This is a genomic window from Variovorax paradoxus, from assembly GCF_024734665.1.
In the GTDB taxonomy this organism is placed as follows: domain Bacteria; phylum Pseudomonadota; class Gammaproteobacteria; order Burkholderiales; family Burkholderiaceae_C; genus Variovorax.
Genome location: NZ_CP102931.1, coordinates 92,837 through 117,575, shown reverse-complemented (window position 1 = coordinate 117,575; position 24,739 = coordinate 92,837). Strand labels below are relative to the sequence as shown.

Here is a 24,739-nt window from a genome sequence, read left to right as displayed (position 1 = left end):
TCGCCGCATGACCCTTTCTTCCGCGGCGCCCGCGAACACACATCCTTACGAGAGCCTCACGCCAGACGTGGTGCTCGACGCGCTCGCGACGCTCGGCTTGTACGGCGACGGCCGGCTCACAGGCCTGAACTCCTATGAAAACCGGGTCTACCAGGTCTACCTGGAGGATCGCAGTGCCGTGGTGGTCAAGTTCTACCGCCCCGGCCGCTGGAGCGAAGCCGAGATCCTCGAAGAGCACGGCTTCTCGCTCGAACTGGCCGCCGGCGAAGTGCCGGCCGTGCCGCCACTGGCCTTCGACGGCAAGACGCTGCACCACCACGCCGGCTTCGCCTTCAGCGTGAGCCCCTACCGCGGCGGCCGCGCGCCCGAGCTCGACAACTTCGAGGTGCTCGAATGGGTGGGCCGCTTTCTGGCGCGCATCCACACCGTGGGCAGCGCAAAGCCTTTCGAGGCCCGCCCCGCGCTCGACCTGCAGACCTTCGGCCTCGACTCGCGCGACTGGCTGCTGGAGAACGACAAGATCCCGCTCGACATGCAGCGCGACTGGGAAAAGACCTGCAACGAGGCACTGGACATGGTCCGCGCGACCGCCCTCGCGCTGCAGCCGCCGGCCTCCGACTTCAAGCCCCGCAAGCTGCGCCTGCATGGCGACGTGCACCCCGGCAATATCCTCTGGACGCCCACCGACCGCCCCGGCGGCGGCCCGCACTTCGTCGACCTCGACGACGCGCGCACTGGCTTCGCGGTGCAAGACCTGTGGATGCTGCTGTCGGGTGACCGCGCGCAGCGCACGTCGCAGCTGTCGGGCCTGCTCGACGGCTACGAGCAGTTCCGCGAGTTCGACCGCCGCGAGCTGGCGCTGATCGAGCCGCTGCGCACGCTGCGGCTCATCCACTACAGCGCCTGGCTGGCGCGGCGCTGGGAAGACCCGATCTTCCCGATCAACTTTCCGTGGTTCGGCTCCAGCGACTACTGGAAGGGGCAGATCCTCGTGCTGGAAGACCAGTGCGAGCAGATGGCTGAGGAGCCCCTCTACGCCTGAGCCTGCTCGGCGGCAATGCTGTCCGCCATGCCCTGCAGCAGACGCTCGACCAGCACATTGGCCGGTCCGTTGCGCCAGATGCCATAGGCCTCCGACTGCGCCACCACCCGGTCGAGCGGCCTGAACACCGCGCCGCGCAAGGCCGAATGCCGCATCGCCTGCGGCACCAGCGCCACGCCCATGCCCTGCGACACCAGCGAGACCACGGCCAGCCAATGGCGCACCTCGTGCCGCACCTCGGGCAGAAAGCCCGCGTCGGCACAGATCGACAGGATGCGCTCGTGGTAGTCGGGTGAGGCCTCGCGCGAGAACAGCACGAAGGGCTGGTCGCGCAGGTCGGCCGGCGCCAGCACCCGCTTGCGCGCCAGCGCATGCCCCGCCGGCAGACAGGCCACGAAGGGTTCGGACAGCAGCAGCCGGTACTGCAGTTCGAGCGGCACGCGACGCGTGTGCGCAAAGCCGATGTCCAGCCGGTCGTTCAGCAACTCGGCGATCTGCACGCCGGAGTTGAGCTCGCTCAGCGTGATGCGCACCGCCGGATGCTTCGCCTGAAAGGCGCGCAGCGCCTGCGGCAGGCCCCGGTACAGCATCGCGCCCACGAAGCCGATGCGCAGCCGCCCGGCCGAACCCAGCGCCACGTCGCGCGCCTCGATGGCGGCTTCTTCCGCCTGCAGCAGCACGCGCCGCGCCGAGATGCGCAGCGCCTCGCCGGCGGGCGTGAGCCGCACCTCCTTGCTGTTGCGCTCGAACAGCCGCGCGCCCACGTTGTCTTCCAGCTGCCGGATCGCCACCGACAGCGGCGGCTGCGAGATCGACAGGCGCCGCGCCGCTCGCCCGAAGTGCAGTTCTTCGGCGAGCACGGAGAAGTAGCGCAGGTGCCGCAATTCCATGGATAGTCAGATCGAATCGAACAAGACCAAATCGATATTAGACACGGATCGTCGCGACTTCAACAATGCGCCAAACCAAGGAAACCATGGAGACAAAGCGCATGTCCTCAGAGCACGCCCATCCGATCCCCGATCGCCACGGCCAGAACCTGTTCACCACCGACGCCGAGCTGCACGCCCTGCTCGCGCTCTACCTGCCCGAAGACCTGCGCCGCCACATGCAGCCGCACTTCGAGCGCCTGGGCGGCCTCGCGGGCGGCCTGCTCGACGAGCTGGCCGGCACCGCCGACCGCAACCCGCCCGTGCTGAAGCAGCGCACGCGCACCGGCCTCGACGAGCAGAAGGTGGTGAAGCACCCCGCCTACGTCGAAATGGAACGCCTGGCGCTCAGCGAATTCGGCCTGGCCGCCATTTCGCATCGCGACGACACGCTGGGCTGGAAGGGCAAGATGCCGCCGCTGGTCAAGTACGTGCTGACCTACCTGTTCGTGCAGGCCGAGTTCGGCCTGTGCTGCCCGGTGTCGATGACCGATTCGCTCACACGTACGCTGAAGAAGTTCGGCAACCCGGAGCTGGTCGCCAAATACCTGCCGCGCCTGAGCTCGCTCGACTTCGACGAACTGGCGCAAGGCGCGATGTTCATGACCGAGCAGGCGGCCGGCTCAGACATTGCCGCCACTGCCACGATGGCGCACCAGGAAGCCGACGGCAGCTGGCGCCTCACGGGCGACAAGTGGTTCTGCTCCAACCCCGACGCCGACTTCGCGATGGTGCTGGCGCGTGCCGATGACGGCCTGCCCGGCATGAAGGGCGTGTCGCTGTTCCTGCTGCCGCGCCGGCTCGAAGATGGCAACCCCAACCACTACCGCATCATCCGGCTGAAGGACAAGCTGGGCACGCGCTCGATGGCCAGCGGCGAGATCCGCCTCGAAGGCGCGGTCGCGTACCTTGTGGGCGAAGCGGGCCGCGGCTTCGTGCAGATGGCCGACATGGTCAACAACTCGCGCCTGTCGAACGGCGTGCGCGCCGCCGGCCTGATGCGCCGCGCGGTGGCCGAGGCCGAGTTCATCGCATCGGAGCGCCGCGCCTTCGGCCGCACGCTCGACCAGATGCCGCTGATGCAGCGCCAGCTCGACAAGCTGCGCCTGCCGGCCGAACAGGCGCGCACGATGGTGTGCCAGACGGCGCTGGCGCTGGCCCGTTCCGACGCGGCCGAGCCCGATGCATACGCACTGCTGCGCATCCTCACGCCGCTCATCAAGTTCCGCGCCTGCCGCGATGCGCGCAAGGTCACGGGCGACGCGATGGAAGTGCGCGGCGGCTGCGGCTACATCGAGGAATGGAGCGACGCGCGCCTCGTGCGCGACGCGCACCTGGGCTCGATCTGGGAAGGCACGAGCAACATCGTGGCGCTCGACGTGATCCGCGCGGTGAAGCGCGAAGGCTCGCTGCCGGTGCTGCGCGCGCACTGCGCGAAGCTGCTGGGCGATGCGGCGCTTGCTCCTGGCTTTGCGAAGGCCTTGCGCGATGCGCTCGACCGCGCCGCCGCGCTGACTGAGACCGCCGCGCGTGAAGGCGGCGACGTGCTCGCGCGACAGGCCGCCTCGGCGCTCTACCACTGCACCAGCGCCATCGCGATGGCCTGGGAGGCCGCACACGGCGGCTCCGCACCGCGCATGCGCTGGGCGCAACTGGTGCTGCTGCACCGCGTGCTGCCGCGCGATCCGCTGTCGCCCGATGCCATGCCCGCAGACTGGAATGCCGCCACCGTTCAATCCACGACGGTGCCGGCCTGAGCCTCTTTCCCTCATACAAAAACGGAGACATCCCTTGAAACGCTTCACCTTCCTGCTGGCCGCCTGCGCCACGCTGCTGACAGCAATGCCCGCAGCACATGCGGCCGACGCCTTCCCCACCAAGCCCCTGATGCTGGTCGTCCCCTTCCCGCCCGGCGGCCCCACCGACGCAATGGCGCGCACGCTGGCCGCCGAGATGAAGGATCGACTCGGCCAGCCCATGATCGTGGAGAACCGCGCAGGCGCGGGCGGCAACATCGGCGCCGAGTACGTGGCGCGCGCCGAGGCCGACGGCCACACGCTGCTGTTCGGCACCTCGGGCCCGTTGGCCATCAACGCGAGCCTCTACCGCAAGATCAACTACGACCCGGTGAAGAGCTTCTCGCCGGTGATCCAGGTCGGCTACCTGCCCAACATCCTGGTGGTGAACCCCGCGCTGCCCGTAAAGACCGTGCCGGAACTCGTGGCCTATGCCAAGGCCAACCCCGGCAAGCTCAGCTATGCATCGTCGGGCAACGGCGCGTCGTCGCACCTCGCGGGCGTGTTGTTCAACTCGGTGGCCGGCACCGACCTGCAGCACATTCCCTACAAGGGTACCGGCCCTGCCCTCAACGACCTGCTGGGCAACCAGGTCAGCATGACCTTCACCGACATCCTCACCGCGCTGCCTTACGTCAAGGCCGGCAAGCTGCGCGCGCTGGGCGTGGCTACGGTCGCGCGCTCGCAGGCGCTGCCCGATGTACCGACGATTTCGGAGCAGGGCTACAAGGGCTACGACGTGAGCGTGTTCTTCGGCATCGTCGCGCCGGCTGGCACGCCCGCCGACCGCGTGAGCAAGCTCAACCATGCCTTTGCTGAAGTGCTCAATTCCCCCAAGGTGAAGCAGATGTTCGCGGCGCAAGGTCTCGAGGCCTCGGCCGATACATCGCCGCAGAAGCTCGGGGCGTTCATCGGCAGTGAGTCGGTGAAGTGGAAGGACGTGGTGAAGAAATCGGGGGCGCAGCTCGATTGATGCAGCTGCGTTGTTCGGGGCGCGCTCACGCCGACGGGGTGCCTTGCTCCGCGAATGTCCCCCGGCCTGCGGCCTCCTCCTTTATTTCGCTGCGCAAGGCACCCCATCGACGTGATCGTTGGACGGTGCGGTCGTTGATCGGCCAACACAACGGCAGCGTCCATGTGCGAATGGCACCGGGTGCTCCCCGCAGCGAAATAAAGGAGGAGCCGAAGGCGGGGGACATTCGCGGAGGGGAGTACCCGGTGTCATTCGCACGCACCCCGAATGAACGAACAAAATAAATCCAAGGACCAGAAATGACACAAGCCCAAGGCGCCCTCGCAGGCATCCGAGTCCTAGACATCTCCCGCATCCTCGGCGGCCCCTACTGCGGTCAGATCCTCGGCGACCATGGAGCCGACGTGCTCAAGGTCGAGCCGCCGCAGGGCGACGACACGCGCACCTGGGGCCCGCCTTTCAGGGAAGGCGTGGCCTCGTACTACCACGGGCTCAATCGCAACAAGCGCGTGCAGCACCTCGACTTTTCGACGGAAGAAGGCCGCACTGCACTGCTCGCGCTGGTGGCCGAGGCCGACGTGCTGATCGAGAACTTCAAGACCGGCACGATGGAACGCTGGGGCATCGGCTACGAGGCGCTGTCGCAGCGCTTTCCGCGCCTCGTGTGGTGCCGCGTGTCGGGCTTCGGTGCCGACGGACCATTGGGCGCGCTGCCGGGCTACGACGCCGCCGTGCAGGCCATGACCGGCATCATGAGCATCAACGGCGAGGCCGATGGCGGTCCGCTGCGCGTGGGCCTGCCGGTGGTCGACATGGTGACCGGGCTCAACGCGGTCATCGGCGTGCTGCTCGCGCTGCAAGAGCGCCAGCGCAGCGGGCGCGGGCAGTTCGTGGAGGCGGCGCTGTACGACAGCGGCCTGTCGCTGCTGCATCCGCACGCGGCCAACTGGTTCATGGACGGCACCGAGCCGCGCCGCACCGGCAATGCGCATCCGAACATCTATCCGTACGACGCGCTGGCCACCGGCACCGCCCCGGTGTTCGTGGCCGTGGGCAACGACCGGCAGTTCGCCAGCCTGTGCCGCTGCATCGGGCTGCCCGACCTGGCGGACGACCCGCTCTACCGCACGGCCGGCGCGCGCTCGGTGCACCGCGACGGGCTCAAGCAGCAGCTCGAGGCGGCAATGGCCGCCTTCGACGGCCGCGCGCTGGTCGAGCAACTGATGGCGGCCGGCGTGCCCGCCGCGCCAGTGCTGCCGGTCGATGCCGCGTTGCAGCATCCGCACACGCTGCACCGCGAGATGGTGGTGGAGATGCCCGGCGGCTATCGCGGCATCGGCGCGCCGGTGAAGCTGAGCCGCACGCCGGCAAGCTACCGGCATGCGCCACTCACGCCGGGCGATGCCTTCCTGCCGCTGGACGATTCAATGGAGCAGTGACGACCGGCCGCGGCCGATACCGTAATACGCGATGCCCGCAGACTCGACCTCTGCCGCGTCGTAGACATTGCGGCCATCGAAGATCGCCGGCGTGCGCAGTGCCTTCGCGATGCCCGCGAAATCAGGCAGCCGGAACTCCGCCCACTCGGTGACGAGCGCCAGCACATCGGCGCCCTGCAGCGCCTCTTGCGCCGTGTCGCACCAGCGCACGTCTTCGCGCTCGCCGATGAGGCCGCGCGCATTCGGCATTGCCGCCGGGTCGTACACCTGCACGCGCGCACCGGCCGACCACAGGCGCTCCAGTAGCACAAGGCTCGGGGCATCGCGCATGTCGTCGGTGTCGGGCTTGAAGGCCAGGCCCCACACGGCGATGGTCTTGCCTGCGATGCGGCCTTCGAAGTGGTGCGTCATCAGGTCGAACAGTCGGCTCTTCTGCTCGTGGTTCGTGGCCTCGACCGCCGAGAGGATGCGCAAGGCATGGCCGTCGCGGTCGGCCGCGTACCTCAGCGCCCGCACGTCTTTCGCAAGGCACGAGCCACCGTAGCCCGCACCCGCCTGCAGGAAGTCGGGCCCGATGCGCCGGTCAGCGCCGATGCCGCGTCGCACCATCTCGATGTCGGCGCCCGCATGCTCGGCCAGGCGGGCCATCTCGTTCATGAAGCTGATGCGGGTGGCGAGCATGGCGTTGGCCGCGTACTTGGTGAGCTCGGCCGAGCGGCGGTCCATCACCAGCAACTGCCTTGTCGGGTCCTCGACGAAGGGTTCGTAGAGCCGGGCCAGCAGGTCGACGGCCCACGGGTTTTCGCTGCCGATCACCACGCGGTCGGGCCGCCGGCAATCGCGCACGGCCGAGCCTTCGCGCAGGAACTCGGGGTTTGCCGCCACCGCGATGCGAAGCCGCGCGCCGCGTTGCGAAAGCTCGCCGCTCAACACCGCCTCGATCTGGTCGGCGGTGCCCACCGGCGCGGTCGACTTGCACACGACCACCGCCTCACGGTCGCGGTGCCGCCCGATGCCGGCAGCCACGGCCATCACATGGCGCAGGTCGACCCGCCCGTCAGCGTCGGCCGGTGTGTTCACCACGATGAAGAGCACGTCGCCGTGCAGGCAAGCCGTGCGCTCGTCAGCCGTAAAGCGCAGCGTTCCCGCGGCCAGCCCGGCGGCCACCAGCGCCTCCAGGCCCGGTTCGTGCAGGGGCATAAGGCCGCGTTGCAGACCCTCGACGCGGGCCAGGTCGGCGTCCGCGCACAGCACTTCGTGGCCCGCTTCGGCCAGGCAGGCGGCGAAGCTCAGGCCCACATAACCGGCGCCGAAGATGCTGACTTTCATGGGCGCGCCCATGGCGCACGGCACTGGTGGCGGGCGCGGTTGTGCGATAAAAGCAGGATACAAGCCTTCAAAACTATGTCCGGACAGGAAAATTCGATGATGCCCGATCAAGTTGCCGCGCGTTGCGCGCTGGTCCTGGAGACCAACAACCTGCGCGGCGGAGCCGATGCCGAGGCCAGGGCGGGCACCAGCCTGCAGCGTCTCGTCGCCCTGCTGGCGAAGCAGAAGCTGCCGCTGAGCGCGCTGGCGCAGGTGGTCGTCACGCACGACGGGCTGAGCCCGGCCACCTGCGAAGCCGTGAGCAAGCTTGCAGGCCGCCCGGTCGACTTCGTGCGCATCGACGCCGCCACCGGCTACTACGACGCCAAGAACGTCGGCTTCGAGGCCACCGATGCGCAGCGTTGCACGCACGTGGTGTTCGCCGATGCCGACTGCCTGCCCGACGACGACTGGCTGCTGCAGATGCTGCTGCCGTTCACGTGGAGCGATGCGCCAGCGGTGGTGGCCGGACGCACCAGCTATGCGGCCAACGTGGTCGGCACTGCGCTCACGACCATCGACTTCATGTATTTCCCCAACGCGGACCATGCCGGCGCGACGAGCAACTTCTACGCGAACAACGTGGCCTTCCGCCGTGACGTGTTCGAACAGCACAGCTACCAGGCGCTCGACGGCGTGTACCGCGCGCACTGCCAGGTGCTGGGCATGCGACTGAAAGCGGCGGGCGTGCCCATCTACTACGCGGCGCAGGCCCACACCGAGCACCGCCTGCCCGACACGCGCGCCGAGGCGCTCAAGCTGCGCTGGATGCGCGGGCAGGACACGTACTCGCTCACGCCGCACCTGCTGCGCAGCTACGTATCGCCGCGCTGGCAATGGCTCGCGAAAAGCGGGCCGATCGGACCGTTGGCCGTGCTGTTCACTCGGCTGGGTTTCAGCGTGAAGGCGCTCAATCATCAAGACCTGCCGCCACTGCGCGGGCTGCGCTGGCTGGCGGGCGTGGCGTTGATCCTCGGCTTCTCGGCCGTCGACATGCTGGGTGCGTTTGCGCGCGGCATCGGGTGGCACACCACGGGCAGCACCAACGCGGATGCCCAGGCGCTTTCGTATCACCGGCCCTGAACGCCTTCCGCGCCTTCCTTCTCCTCCAGAAGAACAACAAGACAAGAACATGCCAATTCGCTCTTCATTCATCGCTCGCCAACTGACGCTCGGCCTCGCGCTTGCAGGCGCCTTCACGCTGGCGAGTGCCGCCGACTTCGTCGGTCGCGGCGTCTTCAACTTCAAGTCCGACGCCGGCTGCCCCTTCGCCGCACTCGCGGGCCCCGGCAACGACTGCAATCGCCTCGCCCTCGACGACCCCGACACACGCGCCGCGCTCGACAGCGCCGCCCACACCATCCGCTTCGTCAACACGCGCAGCTACAAAGAGAAGACCATCGTCGGCGACGTGCTGCTGCAGGGCTCAGGCCAGGCGCGCAGCGGCCAGCGCGTGCCGCTGACCTTTCATGCGCTGCTGAGCCGCTCGGGCAGCGAATGGTCGGTGAGCAGCCACGCGCACTCGCCCGTGGGCGGCGAGTTCAACGACATCCGCATCGACCCGTACCAGATCGTGGTGGTGAACGAGGCAACCACCGACCACGTGCTGCTCACGGCCGACCAGGTCGTCGAGGCGCTGGCCAAGCCTTCGCTGACCGCGCGCCTGGCCAACGTGCTGGTGCAGGTGGAAGACAACCGCGCGAATGGCGCAAGGGACGCAGACATCACCATCGGCCTCGGCCTGAGCAAGGCCTCGAAGTCGGTGGCGCGCGCGCGCTTTCATGCGCCGGCTGCCAGAGGGATGCAACTGGCCGAAGCCATGCAGCAGGGCAACTGGACGCTGGAGCTGCAGGCGCTGAGCGGCCAGATTCCGCACCAGGTGGTGCAGCGCGACCTGTTCCTGTACGGGCTCGAATCACAGTCGCTGCTGCAGCCGTTGCTGCAACGCGGCTTCCGCAAGAACGAGAAGCTCGTGCTCGGCGCCACCAACGGCAAGGGCTATGTGCGCTACGACGGCCAGCAACGCGAATTCGCGGGTGCCGATGCCGCCGCGCGCGCCTTCCTGCAGGACAGCTTCATCGGGCTGGTGCTGGGCTGGCAGCAGCAGACACCACAGACCACGAAGGCCAAGGCCGATGGCCGCTGAGCCAGCCGACAACATCGCAGCCGGCTTCGACTGCCTCTCTGCGCCCACCTTGCGCGGCTGGCCGGCCCTGCAGGCCCGCCTCGTGCACCACGTCAAGCGCGCCGCACTGCGCCAGCTGCATGCGAGCAATGCTGGTGAGATGCTGTTGCTGCGCTTCTATCTGGTGGGCGAGGAATCATCCGAGCAGGCGCTGCAGCGCGAACTGCGCATCGCCCCGCCCGAGTGGCTGGTGCGCCAGCTCGACCAGCACCTGGCTGACGAGCAACACCATGCGCGGCTGTTCGCGCAGGCCATCGTCGAGCGCGGCGGCAACGCGCAGGCGGCCGCATCGCCCGAAGAAGCGCCGCAGCCCGACTGGTTCAGCCGCCGCAAGCTCGCGCGCTGGCAGGCGCTCATTCGCCGCCATGCGCCGCACTTCGCGCACGGTGGGCTGGTGCCGGCCTATGCCATCGGCCTCTCGGCAGAGCAGATGGCCTCGCGCATCCTGCAGCGCCATTGCGCGCTGATCGGCCCGCAACATGCGCTGCACCCGCTGCTGTCGCGCGTGCTGGCCGATGAAGACCGCCACATCCGCCTGTGCAGCCACACCTTGCAGCGCTGTGTGGCGCCGCATGAAGAGGCGCGGCTCGCGCAGTTGATGCGTGAGGTGCGCGACACCGAGCGCGGCTTCGGCGTCACGGGCGCGCTCGGCATGTGGCTCGCCGGCGTTGCGCTGCGACTGCGCCCCGGCGCAACGCGGCCGGTGCAGCACCAGCATCACGCCTGAGCGATGCCGCCGCGCATCCTCTACCTCGCGACCGCGGACGCGCGCGGCCACCTTATGCGCGCACAGCTGCTCGCGCATGCGCTGCGCGCAGCCGGCGCGCAGGTGCAGGTGCTCACCACCTCGGACGAAGGCGCGCGCTTTCTCGCCGGCTTCGACATCGATGCGCCGGTGCTCTCGCGCCACTACGCAGTGCAGTTCGACACGCAGCAGAACATGCTGCGCCGCGAAACCGACCGCAACGTGGCGCACTACATGTTCCGCCCTGAGCGCATGCTGCGCGACGTGTGGCGGCTGCGTGCGCACTTCCGCAAAGCCGACCTGGTGGTGAACGACTCGTTCCATCCCGCGCTGCTGCTGATGGGCTGGCTGCCGTTCTGGCGGCGCAAGGTCGTGCACGTGTACGGCGTCAGCCTGCGGCGCGCGCTAGAAACCAATTTCAAGGGACGGATGCCCGGCGCGGTTGCAAAGCTGTTCGGTGGCATCGTGGCGTGGCAGATCGACCGCAGCCTCGCGCGCATCGAGCACGACTTCGCCTACGGAGAGCCGCAGCACGACGGCCATGGTCGCCACCGGCTGGCCACGCCGGTCGCGGTGGTCGATGCGGTGGACCACAGCGATGCGGCACAGCGCGCGGCTGCCGTGTACCTCAACCCGCATTTTCAGGAGCCGGCGCTTGCCGACGGCCTGGAACAGGGTCTTGCCGACGCAGGCGTGCCGGCGCATCTCGTCGGCGAAGGCTATGCCCATCGGCCGCACTGGCATGCGCGCGATGAGCACTGGATAGAGGCGGCGGCGCACAGCGCGTTCATCGTTTCGGCGCCGGGAATGGCGGCGCTGTCTATCGCGGCGGTCTACCGAAAGCCGATCCTGTTGCTGCTGACCGACCAGCCCGAACAGGCGATCAACGCGGGGCGCGCGGCGCAGCTTGGTCTGGCGCACCGTGTGGTGGTGTGGCGCGGCGATGCGCCGAAGTTTGCTCGGGCGGTTGCCGTTGCTGCCGGCGATTTGCTTGCATTGCCGGCTAGCGTGGCGGATGCCACCGAGGGACGCCAGGGAGCCATCGAGCGGCTGCAGCATTGGACTGCGCTGCTGTTCGGGCTTGCCGTTCGGGGTGCGTGCGAATGACACCGGGTACTCCCCTCCGCGAATGTCCCCCGTCGGCGTGATCGCGCCCTGAACAACGGCCGTCACCAGCTACCCAAGAACCCCACGCGCCGTATCGATCAACGCGCGAAATACCCGCGTCATCGCACGCACCGGATGCATCTCGGGCCACTGCTTCGCTGTCGTCTTCGGCGGCGCGGAGATCGCTCCGCGGCCCATGCGCAGCGACACCTGCAGCTTCCTGATGGTGAAGGCCGGTTGGGCCATGCGGCGCCCCGTGCCGGCGGCCACGACGAACTGCAGCACCAGGCACTTGCGTCCCGCTGTCGGCTCGACCTCGAACACCAGGCTGCGCCGCCGCGCGCCGGTGCCGCGCTGGCCCGTAAGCACCGTGCCGTCGAACATGGCGAGCACGCTGGTGGCCTTGGCGTTGCTGCGGTAGTCGATGCTCACCTCGAGCCGGTACGGCCGCTGGTGCGACAGCACGGGCGACTGTGCTAGTGAAGGCAAGGGAATGACGAGGCAGGCCAACTCGCCCTCGCTGCGCGCGCCATCGCCATCGAAGCCCGCCCAGCCGTGACTGAGCCAGCTCATCGCGGGGCTGCCGGGATGGAACAGGTAGGAACGCCCCATCTGCAGCTCGGACACTTCGGGCAGGCCCTGGGTCTGATCGTCGAGACCCCAGCGCGTGAGGAAGGCGCGGTCGATCGCCGCCGCGGGCCAGGCCGTGAGGCTCGGCTTGGCATTGTTGTTGTCGTCAGCACCACAGGCGGCGGCCATGAAATCCATCGCGCCCAGCGCGGCGCCCACTGGGATCCAGTCAGAGCAGGCCTCGGGCAGCAACCCGGCCGAATTGCGGTCGGCGCGGATCAGTGCGTGCGCGGGCTTGCGAAAGTAGTGCGCCTCGGTCAGCACGCTCGACGACAGGCTGGATGCGAAATGCACGTTGGCCGCGGACAGCAGCGCGTACGTGTTCTCCTTTGTCCACGCCACATTGGGAATGGCACGCGCGATGGGCGCCAGGTCGTGAAGTGCGCTCTCATAAGGGTGCGGCTTGATGACCAGCAGGTCGACGCTGTTCGCCAGCTCGCGCAGCGGCGCGATCACGCTGGCCGGGTGCATGGTGCGTCCGCCGCTGACCAGCGACAGATCGACCAGGCTCTGGCCGAAGAACAGGCCCACACGCAGGCGTGAGTCGAACAGCGAGGCCGCGCCGTGGCGCGCGAAGCGGCCCTTGAGCGCGCTCGCGTGGTTCCAGAACAGTTCTTCGTCCACGCGGCGCGACAGCAGCGCGGCCTCGATCACAGGGTCGTTGGTGCGCGCGCAGAAGTGCAAATGCTCGGTGAAGCGGCGCGGGTCGATCTCGATGTCCAGGTAGCTCGCGCCGCTGCGGTCTATGCACTGCTGCAGCGCGGGCGTGAGGCCCCAGCCGATCACGAGGCAGCCGGGGTCGAACGCCGGCAGGCCTTCGCGCCCGGCCAGCGGCAGCAGGTTGGCGATGCAGGCGCGTGCCCAGCCGGCCGGTGTGCGGGGCAGCTCCAGCCGGTCCATCAGGCGCTCGACGTCGATGCGGCCGCCTTCCGACAACGGCGTGATCTCGCGCATCGGCAGGCCCAGGCGTCCCAGCGCGGTGTCGAAGAAGCCCCGGAGGAAGCGCCGATTGGCGGCGTGATACTGCAGCCCGTTGGCTGGAGAGCGGAAGAAGTCGTCCGCAAAAATGACGTGGTGGAACCGGCTCGTGGTCATGGGTCTCGGGAGGACCGGCCTGCCCTCTGCAACCCGCCTCGCCGACCTTTTCTGTGCGATGCGTCAATCTAGGCAGCGACTCTTAGTTCAAAGTGAGAAAGACTCTGCGCATGCGCAAAGTTGCCGTAAAGGGCCGGGCTCAGTCGAGCGAGAGATTGAGATCGCGGATCAGCGGATGCCAGCGCGCCGACTCGCCCTGCAGCAGCGCCGCGAACTGCGAAGGCGCATCGCCCACCGGTTCGACACCGAACTCGGCAAGCTTGCGCAGCACGGCGGGGTTGTGGATGGCGCTGGCCACCGACTGCTGCAGCCGCGTCACGATCTCGCCCGGGGTGTTGGCGGGCACCACCAGGCCCATGAGCGCAGCAGCCTCTACGCGCGGCATGCCTAGCTCGGCGAAGGTCGGCACGGCCGGCAGTTCCTTCAGCCGCTGCGGGTGCGCCACCGCCAGCGCGCGCAGCTTGCTGCCCTGGATGAAGCGGCGCGACGCGGCCAGGTCGCACATCAGCACCGGCAACTGGCCGCCCGCCACGTCGGCCAGCGCAGGTGCGACGCCGCGGTAGGGCACGTGCACCATCTCCAGCCCGGCTTCGCGTTCGAGCAGCTCCATCGCCAGGTGCTGCGGACTGCCGGTGCCGGCAGAGGCAAAGCTGACCTTGCCGGGAAAGGCGCGCGCATCGTCGATGAAGGCGCGCGCGTCCCTCACGCCGCTGGAAGGGCCTACCAGCAGCACCATCGGCAGCCGGCCCAGCAGGGTGACGGGCGCGAAGTCGCGCGAGGGGTTGTAGCTGAGGTTGCGGTACAGCGCGGGGTTGAACACCAGCGTGCCGTTGTCGGCCGACAGCAGCGTGTAGCCGTCGGCCGGCGCGCGTGCGGCCTCGATGGCGCCGAGCGCGGTGTTGCCGCCTGCGCGGTTCTCGATGACCACCGGCTGCCCCGCGTCGATGGCGAGCTGCGTGCCGATGGTGCGCGCGACGATGTCGGCGCCGGCCCCCGCGGGGTACGGCACGATCCAGCGGATGGGCCTGGTGGGGTATGCGGCCTGCGCCCTCGCTGCGCGGGGCAGTCCCGTGGCCGCGAGGGCGGCCATGGTCAGGAGGTGCAGCAGCAGCGGTCGGCGGGTCATGGACGACTGTCTCCGGAGGAGATACCAGCCGCGATGTTAGGCCGGGTCGCGTGTTCGTGTGAAAGGCGCGTCGATCAGGGAGCGACGGGGTTGCCGGGCGTGCCGGTTTCGCGGGCCGAGGCCGCGGCGGCAGCCACGGCCGGGGTGCGGTACTTGATGTTCACGGCGGGCGCTGGAGGCTCCGGCGGCGGACGCGTGATCTTGACGAGGGGCGGCCGGGCCGGTGCTGCGGTGCGCGCCACCGAAGAGGCAGCGGGTGCCTGGGCCGCGGCAGCAGGAGTGGCGATGGGCGTGAACGGATCGGCAGGTGTCGAATAGCGCACGGGGACAACCGTCGCCGGCGTTCCCGCAGGGGTCGATGCCAAAGTTGCTGGTGCCACAGGTGCAGCGGGTGTCGCTGATGCCACCGCACCGGCCGGAGCGCCCGCCACAGCAGCGGGAGCCGCAGGCGCAGCCTTCGGGTCGTAGAGCACCGCGCCCTTGCTGACCCCCGTGGCCACCGGCCCCACGCCGACACCCACGCCGGCCGAGCCCGACACCTGCCCGCCGTTGTTCACGGCCACGCCAGCGCCGAGCGGGCCGAAGCCGGTGTTGAGCCCCACCGAGAAATTGCCGTCCTTGGTGGCGCCCAGCCCCAGCGAGAGCCCGGGCACCAGCGGAATGCCGACGTGATAGTGAGAACAGCCGCCCGTCAGAAGCAACAGCAGCGCCGCCGGAACGACGGCTGCTGCACGAGGGACGCGCGGCCGGTCGTTCACACCAGCAGCGCGTTGACGCGCCTCACGTAGGCGGCCGGGTCGGCTGGCAGCCCGCCTTCGGCGAGCAGCGCCTGGTCGAACAGGATGTTCGCGAGATCGTCGAAGTGCGACGAGCCCTCGAGCTTCTTCACCAGCGGATGCTCGGCGTTCACTTCGAGCACCGGCTTCAGTTCGGGCGCGGGCTGGCCGGCCTGCTTGAGCATGCGCGCGAGTTGCGTGCTCATGCCGCCGTCCTGCACCACGAGGCAGGCGGGCGAGTCGACCAGGCGCGTGGTCACGCGCACGTCTTCGGCCTTGTCCTTCAGCGCTTCCTTGAGCTTCTCGAGCATGGGCTTGAACGACTCGGCGGCCTCCTCGGCGGCCTTCTTCTCGGCCTCGTCCTGCAGCTTGCCGAGATCGACCGCGCCCTTTGCCACGCTCTGCATCGGGGTGCCGTCGAACTCGCTCAGATAGTTCAGCGCCCACTCGTCGACACGGTCGGTCATGAGCAGCACCTCGATGCCCTTCTTCTTGAAGACTTCGAGCTGCGGGCTGTTCTTGGCGGCGGCGAGGGTGTCGGCCGTGATGTAGTAGATCGCGTCCTGGCCTTCCTTCATGCGCGCCTTGTAATCGGCAAAGCTCACGCCCACCGCGTCGGTGGTGGTGGAGGCATAGCGCAGCAGCTTGGCGATGCGGTCACGGTTGCCCATGTCTTCGCCCAGGCCTTCTTTCAGCACCGCGCCGAACTCGGCGTAGAACTTGGCGTACTTGCCGGATTCGTCGGCCGCGGCCACCGCAGCTTCGGCGGCAGTGGGCGTGTTCTTGTCGACGACGTCGGTCACGCCTTCGGTCGGCTCCGGTGCAGGCACCGATTCGCCCGAGCCCACGTCGATCTTGCCCTCGCCGCTCTCGGGCGCGGTCTTCTGCTTCTTGGCCAGGTCTTCGAGCATGCCGAGCACGCGCTTGGTGCTGCCTTCGCGGATCGCCTTCACGTCGCGGCTTTCCTGCAGCAGCTCGCGGCTCACGTTCAGCGGCAGGTCGGCAGAGTCGATCACGCCCTTGACGAAGCGCAGGTAGCTGGGCAACAGCGCCTCGGCGTCGTCCATGATGAAGACGCGCTTCACGTAGAGCTTCACGCCCGCGCTCTTCTCGCGGTTCCACAGGTCGAACGGTGCCTTGGCCGGGATGTAGAGCAGCTGCGTGTACTCGGTGCTGCCTTCGACGCGGTTGTGGCTCCAGGCGAGCGGGGCCTCGTAGTCGTGGCTGATGCTCTTGTAGAACTCTTCGTACTGCTCGGTGGTGATGTCCTTCTTGGGGCGGCTCCACAGGGCGTTGGCCTTGTTGACGGTTTCCCACTCGCCGGTCTTCACCATGTCGCCGGGCTGGTCGTTCTCGCCGTCCTTCCACTCTTCCTTTTCCATCAGGATGGGCAGGGAGATGTGGTCGGAGTACTTGCCGACGATCTGCTTGATCTTCCAGGCGTTGAGGTATTCGTCGGCGTCGTCGCGCAGGTGCAGCGTGATGCTGGTGCCGCGCTCTGCGCGCGTGATGTCGGCCACCTCGAAGTCGCCGGCGCCGCCGCTGGCCCAGCGCACGCCCTGGTCGGCGGGCAGGCCCGCGCGGCGCGATTCGACGGCGATCTTGTCGGCCACGATGAAGCCCGAGTAGAAGCCCACGCCGAACTGGCCGATGAGCTGTGCGTCGGCCTTCTGATCGCCGCTGAGCTTGCTCATGAAGTCCTTGGTGCCGCTCTTGGCGATGGTGCCGAGGTTGTCGATGGCCTCCTGGCGCGACAGGCCGATGCCCTTGTCGGTGATGGTGATGGTGCGCGCGGCCTTGTCGAAGCTCAGGCGCACGTCGAGCTCTGGCTGGTCTTCATACAGCTCGGGGTGGTCGAGCGCCTCGAAGCGCAGCTTGTCGCACGCGTCCGACGCGTTCGAGATCAGCTCGCGCAGGAAGATTTCCTTGTTCGAGTAAAGCGCATGCGTGACGAGGTGCAGCAGTTGCGCGACTTCAGCCTGGAAGGGGAGTTTGGTTTTGGAGGAATCAGACATGGAAAGAGAAATATCGAAGCCAAAAAATTCTAAGTCGGGCACGGCGTCCATGCGGTGACGCTGTGCCAACTTCTTTAAATGGGTGGTCTTTCGACCTCATCAAGAGGCAAATGGGGTCGAAAGGCTCCATTTTTCGCACCCCTGAAGACTTAAGAAACAACGTTCTCACACGGGGAAGCCCTCGGGGTCACGAAATATTGACGTTCGTCAACATTTATGAAATACCCTGCGCTGATCCGGAACAGGGCCGCAACACCCGGGAGACAAAACAGGGATGTCGCCAGATGATTCGAATGACGCCGTGGACCGTACCCGGTCCCGCCGGAGCCTTGTGGCATCCGAGGGGCGCACTCGTGTGGCTCGAATGCACGACCGCCCTGGCATGGCTGTCCTGCGCGCAGGCGCAGGCCGAGCCCCAGAAACCCCAGGCCGTGGCTGACGCACGCATCGAGACCCTCGACCGTGCACAGGCAGAGCAGGCGCGGCTGAAGGCGCTCGTCGACTCCGCGCCCAAGAGCTACGAAGACCGCTTCATGACCCTCGAGGCCGACACCGCGGCGGCCGACGCAACGCCCGAAGCCGAGCAGCCGCAAGGCTACCGCGCCTGGCTGGTGGAAAGTCGCATCGGCTTCGGCGACGCCACGACCACCGGCTACGGCCGCCAGCGCGCAACCGAGTTCGGCCAGCGCTTCGAGTACCGCCGCGAAACCCTCAACTACGGCGAGTTCGTGCTGCAGGCCGACGGCCGCCACCTGGGTGGCGACAACAGCGCGAGCGGCATCGGCATCGGCTCGCTGGGCTATGCGCGCGAGGCAACCAGCGGCCGCTTCACGCTGCGCAACCTCGGCTTTCCGCTGACCACGCAGACCTTCGCCGACACCGCCGTGGGCGACATCTACAGCGAAGTCACCGACGGCCTGGCGCGCAACTACAGGCTCACGCTGGGCTCGACCACGGTGCGCGGCGCATCGACGCGCATCTTCAACACCGATCTCGACGTGCGCGCCGGCATCGGCCAGCGTGGCAACCTCACGGGCGGGCCGTACCCCGGCTTCGAGAAGAGCCAGGGCACGCTCGGCTGGCTCGGGACCACGCTGCGCCTGGGCGATCCGTGGTTCGCCTCGTTCCAGCTCGACCAGGCGCGCGATATTCCGGCCTACTACATCGACCCCATCACGGCGATGGGAATCGGCCGCAAGGACGTCACGAGCTGGGCAACGTCGCTCGGCTACGGCCGCGAGGTGGTGCGAGACGGCGACTTCAAGGCGCGCGCCACGCTGGTCGGCAGCCGCGTGAACTCGCCCACGCCGGGCGTGGCAACCGGCAACTCACAGGGCCTCTTCATCGAGGCGAGCGCGCGCACCGGCCTGTACCGCCATGAATTCGGCGTCTACACCGCGCGGCCCAACCTGTACTTCGGCGACTACGCACTGGCGACCGGCACGCGCGGTGCGTACTGGCGCGTGGACCGCAACACCAGCCGCATGAGCTGGGGCGCCGGCCTGGACTACGAGCGCGCGGCGCCAGACACCAACTTCCATCTCTCGGGCTACCGGCGCTTCGGCGCGAGCGGCAACTTCCAGTACCTGTTCGACCGCTACAACTCCGTCGGCGGCAGCCTGAGCGCGTACCGCACGCGCTACGAAGGGCTGCAAGACGGCAGCACCACAAGCTCCGCCGGCAGCGGCGACGGGCGCAGCCTCTACGGCAGCGCCTTCTACCAGACCCGCTTCTTCGACTGGCCGCGCAGCCGCTTCACGCTGACGGTGCGGCGCAACGAGCTGATCGTGCTGGGCGACAGCGCCGCCACCGGCCAGGAAGTGCAGTGGGAGCAGGACTGGATCGGCGGGCGCTACGAGACGATGCGCCCCGAGTTCACCACCACCCTCGGCCATGCGCGCGACAGCAGCGGCGGCACCACCCGCAGCTACCCGACGGCGGGCCTGCAATTCCGCTACTGGATCGACAGCGGCTTCAACGTCGGCGGCAACCTGCGCTACACCTCGCAAAGCGGCGGCCTCTACACCAGCCGCGGCCTGTCGGGCTCGCTCATGGCCGAGAAGGAGCTGGGCGCGGGCTGGCGCGTGGGCTTCATGGCCAACTTCAACCAGGCGCGCGCATCGCTGCTGCCGACCTCTTATTCCGCACCCAATCTCTATCGCAGCAATGAGAAGACCGCCTACGTCTACCTGCGCTGGGAGGGCAGCGCCGGCACGGCCTACCGGGCGGCGGGCATGCGCGGCGAGGGTGCGGGCGGCGGCAGCGTGTCGGGCCGCGTGTTCTATGACGCCAACCGCGACGGCGAGCAGCAGTCGGGCGAAGGCGGCGTGGCCGGCGTCGAGGTGCTGCTCGACGGCCGCTACCGCGCCATCACCGACCGCGACGGCCGCTTCGAATTTCCGCTGGTGACCACCGGCCGGCATCAACTGACGCTCACGCTCGAAAGCGTACCGCTGCCCTGGGGCGTGGCCGGCGACGGCGGAACGAGCGTGAACGTGCCGCTGCGTGGCCAGGCCACTGCCGCGATTCCCGTGGTCAAGGTGGGCGAATGAACCACGACACCGACCTTTCGATTTCTTTTTTTCCCCGCATACACAACCCCAAGGAGACTTCATGACCCGAAAACCCATTGCCCGCCTCGCGCTGGCCGCCTCTCTCACAGGCCTCGCCCTTGCCGGAGGACCCGCCATGGCCGAGAGCCAATACGGCTCCGGCACAGGCACGATCACGGCGCAGGCCAAGGTGAACCTGAGCGTGACGGTGCCCAAGCTGATCCTGCTGCGCGTCGGCTCGACCAATACCACGGTCGACACGGTGACCTGGACTTCAGCCCTCAGCATTCCGGGCGTGCCCACCACGCCGGTGGTGGGCAACAACACCAACGTGGACTGGAACGGCGCGGCGCCCACCGTCACGACCACGTCCGCCGCGAGCACGCTCACCGTGTACGCCTGGACCAACGCCGGCGCCGGCACCATCAACTGCGCCATGGGCGCCTGGGCGCCCCTCACTGGCGGCCCGACGAACGCGGACTTCACCGTCACCGCAACGGGCACGCTGCCGCACCCGGGCGCCAACCTCGGCGCCTGCGCCTCGACCTCGTTCCCCTCGAACGCGGTCGCCACTGGCACCTGGGCCTACTCGCTGGGTGGCACGCCCGCCGGCTGGGCTGCGAACACGTACACGAACACCATCACGTACACAGCCCAGGGCATCTGATGGCGCGCTCCGGGCTGCACACCCGGCGATGCGAGGCGGTCGCCGCCGCGGCGCTCATGGCGTCGGCGGCGAGCCTCGCCCCGGCCGCGCATGCCGTCATCACCACGGTGACCGACACGGGCAGCACCTACGGCCTGACCCTGCGCGTGGGATCGGCCGGCGCGACCATCGACACGGTGGCCTTCAGCGTGACCGGCGCCAACGCCGGGCTGACCCCCACGGCAGTGACCGGCACGCCGACCATCGACGTCTGGGTGATGCCGGTGCGCCCCATAGCCAACACCACCGTAGCGCGGCCGGTAACGCTGCGCGTCGATTCCTCCGTCGCCCTGAGCTGCCAGTCGGGCGGCTGCGGCACCACGACCATTCCCTTCAGCAAGATCAGCTGGGTGGCCACGAACAACAGCAACGCCGCCTCGGGCGACATCCAGGGCGGCCGCTTCACCACCGCCGCCAACCAGTCGATCGCGAGCTACGACGCGAACGCCACCTTCTGCGTCGGCGTGCTCGGCCTGCCCTGCGTCCTGGGCATCGGCACCTGGACCTACCTGTCGCGCAACGTGACTGCCACGCGGCTGCAGTTCTCCTACGACAACGACGTGGTGTACCCAGGCGGCAACTACAAGGGCACCGTGCGCTTCACGGCCTCGATGGAATGACCTCCCTGCGCTTTCACCGATGGCCAGCCGCTGCACTGCTGCTCTGCGGTGCAGCGCTCGCCCCCGCATGGGCGGCGGTCGCCCGGCTCGACGATTCGGCCTCCCCGCGCGCACAGGTGCGCAGCGATTTCAGCAACGCCCAGGGGATGGACGGCAACATGGTCGTGCTGCCCCTCGGGCGCATCGAATACCGGCTGGCCACTGCCCCCCACGTGGGCCGGCGCGCGCGCATCTTCTATGTGATTCCGTCGATGGTCGCGGGCCTGCGCTCGCCGGCCGGAATGCAGGTGCAATGGCGCGGCAACGGCGCCTTCGCAAGCGGCAGCGGCCGCCCCGGCGACCGGGTGCAGGTGTGGAACGGCGTGGTCCAGGCGCCATGGATGAACGAGACCTTCGAGCTGACGCTGCGCGTCGACCCCCGCGAGCTGCGCATGCCTTCGGGCTCGGCACTGAGCTTCGAGTCGTTCTTCGAAATCGAAACGCTGCCATGAACGTTTTTCTCTCTCCCTCTTCTCTCGTCCTTCTGCTGCTGGCAGTAGCCGGCGCTGCAACGGCCGCGCCCTTCGAGCTGGCCGTCACGCCGTCGCGCTTCGAACTCTCGGGCAAGGCCGGCACGCGCCTGGGGCAGTCGCTCGACATCCACAACCTGGCGCCGACCGCCACCGAGGTGACGATGCGCACCATCGACTGGAGCTATTCGGCCGAAGGCAACATCGGCTACCACGACGAGTTGCTTCCCGGCAGCTGCAGGCCGTGGGTGGTGCTGGAGCGGCGCAGCGTGTCGGTGCCGGCACGCAGCAAGAGGGCGTTCCGCTTCCAGGTCGATCCGCCGGCCGACGCGCCGCGCGGCGAGTGCCGCTTCATGATTGCCATCGAGGGCACGGAGCCGGCGCAGCAGACCGTCATCCAGAGCGGCGGAGCCAGCCTGAGCCTGCCGGTCACGGGCCGCATCGCGGTGGCGGTTTACGTCATGCTCAACGGCGCCGAGCCCAAGCTCGAAATCAAGCAGATCGCCAGCGGAGAAACAGGCGGCGCACGCCGCACGCTGGTGACCGTAAGCAACACGGGCGACGCGCACGGCCGTCTCGAAGGCAGCCTGGACGCCACCGACAGCAAGGGCCGCGCGTTCGAGCTGGTGCCCGAAGGCACGCCGATCCTGCCGGGGCAGACACGCACGCTGGCACTGGTGCCCAAGGGCGAGAGCGGCCAGCCCGCGCCGCAGCCCGCCTACCCGGTCAAGGCCAGCGGCACGCTGGACTGGGACAAGGGCAGCTTCAAGGTGGACATGGAGCTCAAGTGACGCACCGCATAGGCCCCCTGGCAGGCACGTTCTCGGGCCTGCTCGCCACGGCCGTCGGCATGGCGCAGGTGGGAGCCACGCACGCCGCGTCGAGCACCGTGGGCCCGAGCGCCTCGGTGCCGCTGACCACCGGGTTGGTGAACCTCGACTTCACGATCGCCATCGACAAGTTCATCTTCTTTCGCATCGGCGACGGCGCGTGGCCTACGCCGGGCGGCACCACGAGCACGGTGAGCTTCGTGCTGACGCCGTCGATCCCGGGTGGGCCCACCACGCCGGTCGCGGGCAACAACACGTCCGTGAACTGGAGCGGCGCGGCGCCGACCTTCAGCGTCACGCCAAGCGGCAACGCGCTGCCGGTCGAAGTGCGCAGCAACGCGGGGCAGGTGACGCTGCGGGCCGCCGCGACCGCGCCGCTCATGAGCGGGACCAACGCGATCCCGCTGTCGGAGATCACGATTGCCAGCAGCGACAGCAACCTGCCCGCGCCGCCGATTCCCAACTCGGGCACGGGCACCACGGTCAATGTCGTGGGCACCAGCTTCGCCAACCTCGTCACCCAGCGCACCGCGACCTGGACCTTCTCGTATGCAAACCTGGCCAGCCGCACCGCCGGCACCTACACCGGGCAGGTCACCTTCACGGCCAGTTCGCCCTGATTGGCCCTGACCGGCTCTTTCCGGCGCGCAAGTCAGCTGGCGCTGGGATCGCTCGCCAAAGCTGCGCGGTGGATCTTTTCCTTCACCCCTCCAGGAGCTTTGCATGAACAACAAGAAATCCCGCGTGCTGTGCGTCGCAGCCTTCCTCGGCCTGGCCTCGCTCGGCGCACAGGCGCAGGTTCCCGCCGATGCACCGGCCGGCACCACCGTGCAATGCAAGGACGGCAGCTATGCCTCGCCCGACACCAAGTCGGGCGCCTGCCGCGGTCACAAGGGCATCAAGACCTGGTTCGGCAAGGCTGCACCTGCTGGTGCTGCCGCGGCAACCGCGCCGGCCGCAGCAGCTGCGCCCGCACCAGCGGTCGAGACCCAGTCGGCCAAGGTCGACAAGACCGGCGTGGCACCGAGCACCGGCACGGCCACCAGGACGCCCGGCTCGCCCGACCTCACGAAGATGGCTGCCGCTCCCGGTGGCGGCGCAGGCAAGGTGTGGGCGAACGACGAGACCAAGGTCTATCACTGCATGGGCGACCGCTACTACGGCAAGACCAAGAAGGGCGAGTACCTGAGCGAAGCCGATGCCAAGGCCAAGGGCATGCACGCGTCTCACAACAAGGCTTGCTCCTGATCAGCGCGGCTGCGACTCCACTTCTCGCGTCCAGCGGTCGATCAGGCGCTTGCGCTCGGCCGCCTTGCCGTACTTCTCGAAGTCGTACTTGATGAGCTTCACGTCGGCCATCGACGGGATGCGCGGGTCCGGCTTGAAGGTCTTGTTGGCCGGTGACTGCAGGCTGCCCGACTGCCCGCCGATGGCCTGGCCCGCGGGGCTCATGAGCCAGTCGTAGTAGCGCTTGGCGTTTTCCTTGTTGCGCGCGCCTTTCACGAGGGCGATGCCGCCGATCTCGTAGCCCGTGCCTTCGCACGGCGCGGCGGTCTTCACGGGAAATTTGTCATAGCGCCAGCGCTCGAAGCCGAAGATGAAGCTCACGCCGATGGCCACTTCGCCCTTGGCCACGTTGGGCGCCTGCGCCTGGCCGCTGCGGGTGTAGCTGGTGACGTTCCTGTGCAGCTTCTTCAGGTACTCGAAGGCCGCTTCTTCGCCCATCTGCTGCACCAGGCCCGCGATGATGGTGTAGGCCGTGCCGCTGGAGGCCGGGTGCGAAATTTCGATCTCGCCCTTGTATTCGGGCTTGACGAGGTCGGCCCAGCACCTGGGCTCGTGCAGCTTCTTTTTCTTGAGCAGGTCGGTGTTGAAGCCGAAGCCGATGGCGCTCGTGTAGAAGCCGCCCACCATGTTCTGCGACAGCGCGTACTGCCGTACCGCCCAGTCGTGCAGGTCGTTGATGTAGGCCGGGCGATAGGGTTCGAGCAGGCCTTGCTCAGCAGCCTGCAGGAACGGGTCGCCGGTGCCGCCCCACCAGATGTCGGTCTTGGGGTTGGCGGCCTCCGCGCGCAGCTGCGCGCCGATTTCGCCGGTGCCCTTGTGGGCCTGCTGCACCTTGATGCCGGTCTCGCGCGTGAATGCGGTGGCCGCCGCTTCGCACCAGCCCGCGTCGGTGCTGCACAGCGCGTTGACGGTGCCTTGCGCCGCGGTGTTCGACACCCCCAGCAGGGCCACCGTGGAAATGCATGCGGCGGTGGCGATGTGTCGGATGGCGAATGGGCGCATGCGCGGT

General features: G+C 68.4%; 22 protein-coding genes. 15 read left to right on the top strand and 7 right to left on the bottom strand.

Annotated features, from left to right (window positions below; all coding sequences use genetic code 11):
* Positions 1 to 7: 7 nt before the first annotated feature.
* The gene (locus NWF24_RS00470; protein ID WP_258352463.1) at positions 8 to 1,042 is read left to right on the top strand and encodes a serine/threonine protein kinase; all 1,035 of its coding nucleotides are present in this window, start codon (positions 8 to 10) and stop codon (positions 1,040 to 1,042) included.
* Here NWF24_RS00470 and NWF24_RS00465 read toward each other — a convergent pair.
* Complete coding sequence (locus NWF24_RS00465) at positions 1,033 to 1,932, bottom strand: LysR family transcriptional regulator (protein ID WP_258352462.1); 900 nt, start codon at positions 1,930 to 1,932, stop codon at positions 1,033 to 1,035. The two genes, NWF24_RS00470 and NWF24_RS00465, sit on opposite strands and share 10 nt — an antisense overlap.
* A 101-nt stretch (positions 1,933 to 2,033) precedes the next feature.
* Between NWF24_RS00465 and NWF24_RS00460 the strand changes: the two genes are divergently transcribed.
* From NWF24_RS00460 to NWF24_RS00450, 3 genes are all read left to right on the top strand, one after another.
* Positions 2,034 to 3,728 carry an acyl-CoA dehydrogenase family protein gene (locus NWF24_RS00460; RefSeq protein WP_258352461.1) on the top strand — a complete coding sequence of 565 codons (1,695 nt, stop codon included), beginning with the start codon at positions 2,034 to 2,036 and terminating at the stop codon, positions 3,726 to 3,728.
* Positions 3,729 to 3,762: 34 nt separating this feature from the next.
* Positions 3,763 to 4,740 (top strand): Bug family tripartite tricarboxylate transporter substrate binding protein, encoded by a 978-nt coding sequence (locus tag NWF24_RS00455; protein WP_258352460.1) that lies wholly within the window; start codon positions 3,763 to 3,765, stop codon positions 4,738 to 4,740.
* A 299-nt stretch (positions 4,741 to 5,039) separates the two neighbouring features.
* Positions 5,040 to 6,179, top strand: coding sequence for a CaiB/BaiF CoA transferase family protein (locus NWF24_RS00450; RefSeq protein ID WP_258352459.1), 1,140 nt, complete (start codon positions 5,040 to 5,042; stop codon positions 6,177 to 6,179).
* Here NWF24_RS00450 and NWF24_RS00445 read toward each other — a convergent pair.
* Positions 6,165 to 7,508, bottom strand: a complete 1,344-nt coding sequence (locus tag NWF24_RS00445; RefSeq protein WP_258352458.1) for a UDP-glucose dehydrogenase family protein — start codon at positions 7,506 to 7,508, stop codon at positions 6,165 to 6,167. The two genes, NWF24_RS00450 and NWF24_RS00445, sit on opposite strands and share 15 nt — an antisense overlap.
* 96 nt (positions 7,509 to 7,604) lie before the next feature.
* Here NWF24_RS00445 and NWF24_RS00440 point away from each other — a divergent pair, with 96 nt between their 5' ends.
* From NWF24_RS00440 to NWF24_RS00425, 4 genes are read left to right on the top strand one after another with little or no spacing between them, the layout of a single operon-like run.
* A complete protein-coding gene (locus tag NWF24_RS00440) occupies positions 7,605 to 8,630 on the top strand; it encodes a glycosyltransferase (RefSeq protein WP_258352457.1) in 1,026 nt (341 codons plus the stop codon).
* A gap of 49 nt (positions 8,631 to 8,679) precedes the next feature.
* Positions 8,680 to 9,693, top strand: a complete 1,014-nt coding sequence (locus NWF24_RS00435; protein WP_258352456.1) for a hypothetical protein — start codon at positions 8,680 to 8,682, stop codon at positions 9,691 to 9,693.
* Complete coding sequence (locus NWF24_RS00430; RefSeq protein WP_258352455.1) at positions 9,683 to 10,459, top strand: hypothetical protein; 777 nt, start codon at positions 9,683 to 9,685, stop codon at positions 10,457 to 10,459. Before NWF24_RS00435 ends, NWF24_RS00430 begins: the two co-directional genes overlap by 11 nt.
* 3 nt (positions 10,460 to 10,462) lie before the next feature.
* Positions 10,463 to 11,584, top strand: a complete 1,122-nt coding sequence (locus tag NWF24_RS00425; RefSeq protein WP_258352454.1) for a hypothetical protein — start codon at positions 10,463 to 10,465, stop codon at positions 11,582 to 11,584.
* A gap of 69 nt (positions 11,585 to 11,653) precedes the next feature.
* On the opposite strand, the gene NWF24_RS00420 is transcribed toward NWF24_RS00425, so the two are convergent.
* From NWF24_RS00420 to htpG, 4 genes are all read right to left on the bottom strand, one after another.
* Positions 11,654 to 13,309: a hypothetical protein gene (locus NWF24_RS00420; RefSeq protein WP_258352453.1), complete on the bottom strand. Its 1,656-nt coding sequence runs from the start codon at positions 13,307 to 13,309 to the stop codon at positions 11,654 to 11,656.
* Positions 13,310 to 13,448: 139 nt separating this feature from the next.
* Complete coding sequence (locus NWF24_RS00415; RefSeq protein ID WP_258352452.1) at positions 13,449 to 14,435, bottom strand: Bug family tripartite tricarboxylate transporter substrate binding protein; 987 nt, start codon at positions 14,433 to 14,435, stop codon at positions 13,449 to 13,451.
* Positions 14,436 to 14,509: 74 nt separating this feature from the next.
* Positions 14,510 to 15,193: a hypothetical protein gene (locus NWF24_RS00410; RefSeq protein ID WP_258352451.1), complete on the bottom strand. Its 684-nt coding sequence runs from the start codon at positions 15,191 to 15,193 to the stop codon at positions 14,510 to 14,512.
* Positions 15,190 to 17,226, bottom strand: a complete 2,037-nt coding sequence (gene htpG / locus NWF24_RS00405; protein WP_258352450.1) for a molecular chaperone HtpG — start codon at positions 17,224 to 17,226, stop codon at positions 15,190 to 15,192. Before htpG ends, NWF24_RS00410 begins: the two co-directional genes overlap by 4 nt.
* A 293-nt stretch (positions 17,227 to 17,519) precedes the next feature.
* Here htpG and NWF24_RS00400 point away from each other — a divergent pair, with 293 nt between their 5' ends.
* From NWF24_RS00400 to NWF24_RS00370, 7 genes are all read left to right on the top strand, one after another.
* Positions 17,520 to 19,778, top strand: coding sequence for an SdrD B-like domain-containing protein (locus tag NWF24_RS00400; RefSeq protein WP_258352449.1), 2,259 nt, complete (start codon positions 17,520 to 17,522; stop codon positions 19,776 to 19,778).
* A gap of 61 nt (positions 19,779 to 19,839) precedes the next feature.
* Complete coding sequence (locus tag NWF24_RS00395; protein WP_097197740.1) at positions 19,840 to 20,445, top strand: hypothetical protein; 606 nt, start codon at positions 19,840 to 19,842, stop codon at positions 20,443 to 20,445.
* Positions 20,445 to 21,104, top strand: a complete 660-nt coding sequence (locus tag NWF24_RS00390) for a hypothetical protein (protein WP_258352448.1) — start codon at positions 20,445 to 20,447, stop codon at positions 21,102 to 21,104. Before NWF24_RS00395 ends, NWF24_RS00390 begins: the two co-directional genes overlap by 1 nt.
* Positions 21,101 to 21,595 carry a hypothetical protein gene (locus NWF24_RS00385; RefSeq protein ID WP_093080948.1) on the top strand — a complete coding sequence of 165 codons (495 nt, stop codon included), beginning with the start codon at positions 21,101 to 21,103 and terminating at the stop codon, positions 21,593 to 21,595. The genes NWF24_RS00390 and NWF24_RS00385 overlap by 4 nt, the downstream gene beginning before the upstream one ends.
* Positions 21,592 to 22,404, top strand: coding sequence for a COG1470 family protein (locus NWF24_RS00380; protein WP_258352447.1), 813 nt, complete (start codon positions 21,592 to 21,594; stop codon positions 22,402 to 22,404). The genes NWF24_RS00385 and NWF24_RS00380 overlap by 4 nt, the downstream gene beginning before the upstream one ends.
* Positions 22,401 to 23,063, top strand: coding sequence for a hypothetical protein (locus NWF24_RS00375; RefSeq protein WP_258352446.1), 663 nt, complete (start codon positions 22,401 to 22,403; stop codon positions 23,061 to 23,063). The genes NWF24_RS00380 and NWF24_RS00375 overlap by 4 nt, the downstream gene beginning before the upstream one ends.
* Before the next feature lie 103 nt (positions 23,064 to 23,166).
* On the top strand, positions 23,167 to 23,691 hold the full coding sequence (locus NWF24_RS00370; RefSeq protein ID WP_258352445.1) for a DUF3761 domain-containing protein: 525 nt from the start codon (positions 23,167 to 23,169) through the stop codon (positions 23,689 to 23,691).
* Here NWF24_RS00370 and NWF24_RS00365 read toward each other — a convergent pair whose 3' ends face one another.
* Complete coding sequence (locus tag NWF24_RS00365; protein WP_258352444.1) at positions 23,692 to 24,732, bottom strand: ABC transporter substrate-binding protein; 1,041 nt, start codon at positions 24,730 to 24,732, stop codon at positions 23,692 to 23,694.
* Between the last annotated feature and the right edge of the window lie 7 nt (positions 24,733 to 24,739).